At 32.3% G+C, this 8,325-nt stretch carries 9 protein-coding genes; 7 read left to right on the top strand and 2 right to left on the bottom strand.

Annotation, left to right across the window (positions count from 1 at the left end):
- The first annotated feature begins 139 nt into the window (after positions 1-139).
- From V7024_RS19620 to V7024_RS19610, 3 genes are all read left to right on the top strand, one after another.
- On the top strand, positions 140-922 hold the full coding sequence (locus V7024_RS19620; protein ID WP_335522959.1) for a TrmB family transcriptional regulator: 783 nt from the start codon (positions 140-142) through the stop codon (positions 920-922).
- A gap of 137 nt (positions 923-1,059) precedes the next feature.
- Positions 1,060-1,308, top strand: a complete 249-nt coding sequence (locus tag V7024_RS19615; RefSeq protein WP_020061819.1) for a GlsB/YeaQ/YmgE family stress response membrane protein — start codon at positions 1,060-1,062, stop codon at positions 1,306-1,308.
- Positions 1,309-1,410: 102 nt separating this feature from the next.
- Positions 1,411-1,806: a cytosolic protein gene (locus V7024_RS19610; RefSeq protein ID WP_098917800.1), complete on the top strand. Its 396-nt coding sequence runs from the start codon at positions 1,411-1,413 to the stop codon at positions 1,804-1,806.
- A 21-nt stretch (positions 1,807-1,827) separates the two neighbouring features.
- On the opposite strand, the gene V7024_RS19605 is transcribed toward V7024_RS19610, so the two are convergent.
- Complete coding sequence (locus V7024_RS19605; protein ID WP_335522954.1) at positions 1,828-3,039, bottom strand: MDR family MFS transporter; 1,212 nt, start codon at positions 3,037-3,039, stop codon at positions 1,828-1,830.
- 100 nt (positions 3,040-3,139) lie between these two features.
- Between V7024_RS19605 and V7024_RS19600 the strand changes: the two genes are divergently transcribed.
- The 3 genes from V7024_RS19600 to V7024_RS19590 all read left to right on the top strand — a co-directional run bounded on the left by V7024_RS19600 (position 3,140) and on the right by V7024_RS19590 (position 6,456).
- Positions 3,140-4,915 (top strand): SgrR family transcriptional regulator, encoded by a 1,776-nt coding sequence (locus tag V7024_RS19600; RefSeq protein ID WP_335522951.1) that lies wholly within the window; start codon positions 3,140-3,142, stop codon positions 4,913-4,915.
- A 193-nt stretch (positions 4,916-5,108) separates the two neighbouring features.
- Positions 5,109-5,732 (top strand): YhbD family protein, encoded by a 624-nt coding sequence (locus V7024_RS19595; protein WP_335522949.1) that lies wholly within the window; start codon positions 5,109-5,111, stop codon positions 5,730-5,732.
- Between the two features lie 7 nt (positions 5,733-5,739).
- On the top strand, positions 5,740-6,456 hold the full coding sequence (locus tag V7024_RS19590; protein WP_335522961.1) for a polymer-forming cytoskeletal protein: 717 nt from the start codon (positions 5,740-5,742) through the stop codon (positions 6,454-6,456).
- Between the two features lie 147 nt (positions 6,457-6,603).
- Here V7024_RS19590 and V7024_RS19585 read toward each other — a convergent pair whose 3' ends face one another.
- Complete coding sequence (locus V7024_RS19585; protein ID WP_335522947.1) at positions 6,604-6,924, bottom strand: hypothetical protein; 321 nt, start codon at positions 6,922-6,924, stop codon at positions 6,604-6,606.
- Between the two features lie 294 nt (positions 6,925-7,218).
- Between V7024_RS19585 and V7024_RS19580 the strand changes: the two genes are divergently transcribed.
- Complete coding sequence (locus V7024_RS19580; RefSeq protein ID WP_335522945.1) at positions 7,219-8,076, top strand: DegV family protein; 858 nt, start codon at positions 7,219-7,221, stop codon at positions 8,074-8,076.
- Positions 8,077-8,325: the final 249 nt, after the last annotated feature.

The following is an 8,325-nucleotide window of genomic DNA, read 5'->3' as shown; positions in this document are numbered from 1 at the left end:
TTTTTCAATTTGTATTTACATAAAGGCCAGTAATTGTTACCACAATAGAAATTATTTACTAAACCGTTGTTTAACGATACTATTAGTCTTAGTAGTTAAATGTTTATCGTTATTTAAAACCATATATAGGAAGGTTATTATGGAAAAAATCTTACAAAAAATTCAGTCGCTAGGTTTTAATCAGTACGAAGCAAAAGCGTATGTAGCCCTCGTATATTTAGGGACATCAAGTGCTTATCAAGTAAGTAAACAATCTGGTGTTCCTCGTGCTCGGATTTATGAAGTGTTAGAAGGATTAGAAAAAATGGGTGTAGTGATAAAAGAAGAAGTAAATGAAGCTGCACAATATTCTCCTTTGCCTGTTGATGTATTTCTAGAATCAATTAAACAAAAATGGGAAGATACATATACATCTGTACAACAAGAATTAAAAGCATTTGAAGGTCAAAGGCCAAAAGCTGATCCGCGTGTTACAACTATAAAGGGAGAAGAAACAATCCTTTCATTTTGCCGCATTCTCCTTCGCCGAGCTAAAAGCAGAATTATCATATCTATGTGGGATACGATGTATGAAAAGCTTGAAGCTGACTTACAAGAGGTGCAAAAAACTTGTATTCTAAAGGGAATTGTCTTTCAAGTTGAGAATTCATTACCAAGTTTAATAATTCATCGTAAGACGGATTACGTAGATAACATCGGAGAAAAAAAGTGGTTTATTATTTCTATTGATGGCAAAGAAATGATTTATGGTCACACTGTAGAACAAAATGGAAATACCTTTTATACAGACGACCCTGTACATGTGTCTCTATTAGAAAATTACATATGGCACGATGTATTAGTGAATCGATTAATGCAAGAAAGTAAGGATAATTTACAACCTTGGATTTCTGTAGAAAGAGAGAAGTTTTTCTGTGATTAATCTTTATCATTTTTCAATGATAAAATATATGAAAATCACATGAACGTTTTAGCGTATTTTTCCATAAAAATGTAGCATAACTAAACGTAAGTAATTACACATTTGATATGTTAACAATTTTAAGGAGGAAAAAGCGCATGGCATTATTATGGTCATTAATTATTGGGGGCATTTTGGGCTGGTTTGCTAGTTTAATCATTGGAAGAGATGTTCCTGGTGGGGTAATTGGAAATATTATTGCGGGTATTATTGGATCTTGGATTGGTACATCACTTCTTGGCAAATTCGGTCCTGTGATTGGTGGTTTTTCGATAGTCCCAGCTTTAATTGGTTCCATTATTCTTATTTTTATTGTTAGCTTTTTGCTTCGGATGATGAAAAAGTAAAGTAGGAGGACTGTTTACTTTCGTAAGCAGTCCTTTTTCGTTAATTTTGTGTTATATTTATAAATCTGTTATGCTAAGGACATAACATTTGGAGGTGTCAACATGAAAGAATTTACAGTTAATTTTCATCAAGAAGATAATGCAAAAGCTACGACTGTTTATAAATTAAATGAAGATGATTTTAACAAAGCAACAGAAGGCGGTACGCGTCATTTGTTTGATTTAGATACTAATGTAGGTTTTTTTGTCTTCTTTGATGCGGAAGATGCTGAAGGTAATGAGCAATATTTAATGCTTCAATATGAAGGGGATCATGAAGAACCAAGTGCGTGCTACGGTTTTGATTTAAAACTATTTTATCAATTTGTAGCCCTGTATTTAAATGATCTTGAGTTCCAAGGTGAAACGGATGAAGAAGAGGAAGAAAACGGTCCAATTCATCATTTAGCACATTTACTTTATCACATCGTAGAAGATGGTAAAGAGATTGAAGCTTAATTACATAAGAAAGGCTGCTCCTTATGCGGACAGCCTTTTTGTTTTGTCTTGTTTGAGAATATAAGTGATAAAGAGGTATTGGCAAGCGCCGCCAATTATGAGAAAAACGGCACACATATTAAATAAGAAACTCCCGCTAAAGTGTTGTAATAATAATGCTCCGGCTGCTGGACCAAGCATTCGTGAAATATCCCAGTGTATACCGTATATAGAGAAATAAATCCCTCGCATATGTGCTGGTGCTAATTCAGAAACAAAACGTAATAGATGATTTAAAGCTACACTTTCTCCAATTGTTAAAATTAATAGTGTGAAAAATAATAACCATAATGTATTGGAGTAGCCGTAACCAATCGTAGCGATCGTATAGCAAACATAAGAAATAACAATAATTTTCTGCATTGAAAATTTCGCTGCCCATTTTACGACTCCGACTTGCAAAACAATTTCCATAATACCTTTACATGTAGCCATAAATGTAAAAACAAACATAAAATTGGTGAATAATTCTTTTTCAGCATATAGTCGATAGTTTGTTTCCATTTGTGCATAGAAAAAACTGATAGGTAGCATAAAAGTCATAAGTCCAAACACGCTATAATGTTGTGTGAGAAAACGCTTCCATTTCATAGAGGTGTTTTTCTGTTCGTTATGTTGAAGGATTGGAGCTGTTTCTGAGAGCTGCGTCCATACAATAAACGAATAGAAAAATAAAGCAGCGGCCTCTAGGATAAAGAGTATGGTTGGATCATCTTTATAAAAGAGATATCCAAGAGTTGGGCCAACGATTGCTCCAACAGCTCCAGCTGTTTGGATGAGAGCAAATACTTCGGCTTGCTTTTCTTTCTCTGTTACATCTGCAATTTGTGCTCGTTGTGCAGGAATATAAAGAGAACGCCCTAGACCATTCATAATGTAGAAGAAAGCGAATAGTATAACGGATTTTGTGAAAATAAAACCAGTCATAGCGAATGCTTGTAAGAGTAGTCCAGTTAGAATAATTCTTTTTCTTCCATATCGATCTGTAATGCTACCACCAAAAAGTGTAAAGAGAATTTCACTAAGCGGTTGTAGTCCAAAAAGTAACATAGTAAACAAGGCGTTTCCATTTAAAGCTTTGTTTACATATATGATGAAAATAAGTGCGAGCATTGCTCCGGTTATACTCGTTAACAGTTCTCCAAATAACCGGATCCATATTGGTTTACTATAACGTTTTGCGAATGTCATCATTTCATTCTCTCCTTTCTATATGGAAATTATATGATGGAAAGGAAAGAAGAAAAAGAGTAGAATGAAGCAAAGAAATTTTTCATCTTTTAGGGGGATAGGCATGATAATTTTGGATCATTACATACAGCTCTGGCTTCAGTATGCAAAAGGGAGAAATCTTGGCGACAACATAGAAATATCACTGCAAGATATTTCAAAATCATTATATTGTACAGATCGAAATAGTAAATTCACAATAAAAAAACTAGAAGAAATGAAATGGATTTGTTGGTTGCCAGGACGGGGAAGAGGAAATCGATCTAAAATCGCTTTTTTACAAGATCCGGCAACGCTTATTTATGAAAAAGGAAAGGCTCTAGTAAAACAAGGCGAAATCAAAAGTGGAAAAGCTTTTATTCAAACATATGCAGAGCATTTTCCCTATGTATTAGAACAATTCAAAACATGGATTGACACACTTTTTGGATACCACATTGAACAGTCACCTCAAGGAAGAATCGATGTTTTACGTTTAAACATGCGCATACAGCCAATTACATGTCTAGATCCTATGTATGTAACGCTTCGCTCTGAGTGTCACATTGTTAAGCACGTTTGTGATACGCTCGTTCATTATAATGAATTGACAAATGAAGTCGAACCTCGCCTCGCTTTTTATTGGGAATATAATCATACACATAAAATTTGGACATTTTATCTCCGTAAAGGCGTTCATTTTCATAATCAAAAAATACTTACTGCACATGATGTCAAGTATACTTTCAATCGTTTTTTAAGCACAAAAAATAATCCATATCGCTGGATGCTACAAGATATTAAAAGAATACATATCGTAAATGAATATACAATCGAAATTCACTTACAAAGAGAAAATGAATTATTTTTACATATTTTAAGAGGGGAACATTGTTCTATCATTTCTGAATCATATAAAACAGAGACTAATCAATACTTATTAAATGGAACAGGTCCATTTAAACTCGTTAAAAATGATGATGAACTCCTTATTTTAGAAGTAAATCCTTTATATTTTCGCGAGCGACCATTTCTTGATCGTATTGAGCTTTGGTACTCACAAGATTTAAGCAGTTATAGTGGTTATGAAGTATTATCCGCTTCTATACAACATGATAAAAAGAGCGTTAAAAAAGAAACGTCTCAATTAGAAGCGAATGTAACATACATAACACTTAATATAAAAAAGAAAGGTCCGATACAACATTTAGCTTTTCGGCAAGCATTACAACAAATTATAAATGGCAAGAAAATATTTAATGATTTAAGAGGAGAACGAGGAGAAGTAGCAACGAATCTGTTATTAGGAAAAACAATTGAAATAAAGAACGGAAATTCAATTAAAGATTTATTAGGGATTAGTGGGTATAGAAGAGAAACATTATATTTATATACCTTTCAAGAGCAAGATCACGCTGAGGATTCACATTGGATTCAAAAGGAATGTGCTAAGTATGGAATTAAGATAGAACTATCTTTTTTAGATGCACATGAACTTCTTACACCTCGGGTAATACAAGAAGCTGATTTGCTTCATGATAGTGCTACAATAAGCGAGCATACGGAATTAAGTTATCTATATTTACTGCTAACGACAAATAGTTTTCTTCATCAGCATAGTTCTTTCAATTTAAATGAGAAGTTGAAACGTGTATTTAAGGAACAAAACCGGAGTGTGCGTTTGCAATTGTTAGGGGAAACAGAACAGGAGCTGTTAGAAAATATTCATATCATTCCTTGGTATCGAAATTATATGACAATACATACGCAAGAGGCAATACAAAATGTAGCAATTAACTCTCAGGGATGGATTAATTTTTATCATATATGGTTTAAACAACAACATAACGTAACAATGTAGTAGAACAAAGTGCAACCCATCATTTCTTCGACCGTTATACGATGAAATGATGGGTTTATTTATATATAGAACGGATAAAGTTATACTTAGCATAGCAACGATTTCAGTCTATTTTTCATACAAATGGAAAAATGTATCTTTACAGCATAACAATGTTATGTTACATTGAATAAAAAGAAGGGAGAGCAAAATTTTGAGTCAGGACTTAATTTCGAAAAAAGATTTGTTAGATTTAACTGGAATCTCCTATGGTCAGCTATATAGATGGAAAAGAAAAAACTTAATACCAGAAGATTGGTTTGTGAGAAAATCAACGTTTACAGGGCAAGAGACGTTTTTCCCAAAAGAAAAAATTTTAGATAGAATCGAAAAAATTCAGACGATGAAAGAAAGTTTGTCCCTCGATGATTTGGCAAATATGTTCTCACCAAATGTAAATGAGATTAGTTTAACAAAGGAAGGAATTATACAACGCGGGATTGCTTCAGAATCAGTAGTCAACTTTTTTATAGAGCAAAATCAAGAAATGACTGAATTTCGTTTTGTAAAATTACTTTATATTTATATTTTAGAAAAGGTACTTCAGTCTGGAAAGATTAGCCTCGAAGAAGGAAAAATGATGTTACATGTTTTAAATGAGCACTATGAAACGATGAAGAATAAACATGGTGAGCTTATTTTTATTCGAAAATTAGGTATTTCAACATGTTTCTTACTTTCGAGTGCAGAGGATTTATATTTTGATCAAGGTACGAAAATCGTGATACGTTTACCTTTAATGATTTGTACAGAAGAATTAAAAACAAAGTTGTTATGATGGAGGGATCGTAGTGAAAACCGATGATTTATTAATTAATGGATATGGAACGTCAAACGGAGGACAGTTTCGCAATGTACAATTAAACGGAAAAGGGACTGTAAATGGGGATGTAGAATGTGTGGATTTTGAGTGTAATGGTTCTGGTCATGTAAATGGAGATATAAAAGCTGAAACAGTAAAAATAAGTGGTTCCGGAAAGATAAATGGAAAAATAGATGCCATGCACATGAGTATTGAAGGCAGCGGTAGTATACAACAAGATGCAACTGTAAAGAAAATAGATATTTCTGGTAAAGGAACAGTCGGAGGAAATGTATCCGGTGAGGACATGGATATTCGCGGTAAAGCAGTCATTGATGGGAATTGTGAGGTAGATACATTCAAATCAGAAGGACAATTTATTGTGGGCGGCTTATTGAGTGCAGATAATATGTATATTGATATACACGGAGAATGTAAAGCAAAAGAACTAGGTGGTCAAACAATTAACATAAAATATAGGAAATCCCCTTTAAGTTGGCTCTTTAAAACAATGTTTACTCCTCGATTAGAAACAGAGTTAATAGAAGGGGACAATATTAATGTTGAATATACAAACACGAACATAATTCGAGGTAACAATGTAACGATTGGTCCAGAGTGTGAAATTGGAGTAGTGGAATATCATGAAACATACAAAAACAAGAATCAATCACTTGTGAAAGAATATAAACAAGTATAGATGAATACTGAAACTCACGATATAAGAGCCACTTTATCCCGTGTCTTACCTCAAGATTTAGAGGAAAGTTTTTAGAAATTGATGAAAAACACTCCCTTCATATGAAGAGAGTGCTTTTATTTTATTGATTTAGAAACCTAAATTAAATTATTCTTCAATAATCTCGTATTCTTCATCTGCTAATAATAAAATTTGTAACTTCTTACCTTTGTTATGTACTTCAATTACATCATATGTTCCTAAATTTTTCACTTTATTAGCTGAAGCATTTACCATTCCTTCAACAGAGTCGATTAAAATATCTTCTTCAATGTACGTTTCAGGTAAAGACATATCTTCAGTTTCTAATACACATGCATATAAATTTTGTAAATCAGTAGCTGATGGATTTAATTCCTCAACATCAATTAAATTTTTTACTGCATCTACATGCTCTTCTTTCGGTTGATATACTTTAATTTTTGCCATATTCTATTCTCCTTTATTTCTTAATCTAAGAGGCTATATATTATTATAACGTTTTTTATGAAAAACATGAAACAGTAACATGTCCGAAAATGAAAAAGTGATATAATTAATAAGTTTTTATCGATTTTCTAGTTATACTTGAGAAAAAAGTCATTGTTACTTCTTTGGGCGAATACAATATAGTAGAAATATGATGATAAAATTTTTCACTTTCTTAATCTTTATATTGCATATATAATTTAAAAGAGACGAATCGGACTATTTATTTATAAAAGAATTGAGGTTTAACAAACAATGACAATAAAAATTATTACAGATAGTGCGGCGGACTTACCGAAGGACCTGCTCCAAACTTATGATATAGAGGTTATTCCTCTTCGTGTATATGATGAACAAGAAAAGGAATTCTTTGATGGTGTAACACTAGATCCTATTGATTTACTACGAAATATGAGAGAAGGAAAAGTATATAAAACATCATTACCTTCTTTAGAAAAAATTCAAGAAGTATTTACTACATATGCAAAACAGGATATCACCTGTATTTATTTAGCTTTTTCTTCTGAGCTCTCTGGCACATATCAATCCTCTGTACTTGTAAAAGAGGAAGTAAAAGAATCCTATCCTAATTCTTCTTTAGAAATTATTGATACAAAATGTGTATCAATTGGCCTAGGATTAATCGTAATAGAGGCTGCGAAAATGGCACAAGACGGAGCAACAAAAGAAGAAATTTTAAACCGTATTGCATTTTTGACTGAGCATATGGAACATATATTCACTGTTGCAGATTTACAATATTTAGTTCGTGGTGGACGGTTAAGTAAAGTGGCAGGATTTATAGGTGGTTTATTAAATATTAAGCCTATTTTAAATGTAGAAGATGGAAAGCTTATTCCACTGGAAAAAATACGCGGACGAAAGAAAGTATTTCAACGTATAGTTGAGATTATGGAAACAAGGGGTAAGAACCTTAAAGATCAAACAATTGGAATTTCACACGGTGATGATTTAGAAAGTGTCGACGTATTAAAAGAAATGATTACCGAGAAATTTGGATGCAAAGTATTTGTAGTAAATTCAATTGGTGCAGCTATTGGAGCTCATGCTGGTCCGGGAACATTAGCTATCTGTTTCTTAAATGAAGTATAAAAAGAAACAGTCTCTTTAAAAGGGACTGTTTCTTTTTTATTCATATCAATTACTAAAATGCTACATATAGTATGGACAGATCTTTTTGTTGATCGAAATTTAGAAGTCATAGTGAGAGAACATAAAAGTATTTTACAAATAACCGTTTAACTAAATATAACATTAAAAAAGTAATAACTTTTTTAATATATAATCATTTACTTACAAATATTTTTTAAGACAAAATAACGATTTTATTATATAATTTTC

The organism is Bacillus sp. JJ864 (genome assembly GCF_036963045.1).
Lineage (GTDB): Bacteria > Bacillota > Bacilli > Bacillales > Bacillaceae_G > Bacillus_A > Bacillus_A pseudomycoides_C.
The sequence above is the reverse complement of the archived record's forward strand: the minus strand, read 5'-3'. Positions and strand labels throughout refer to the sequence as shown.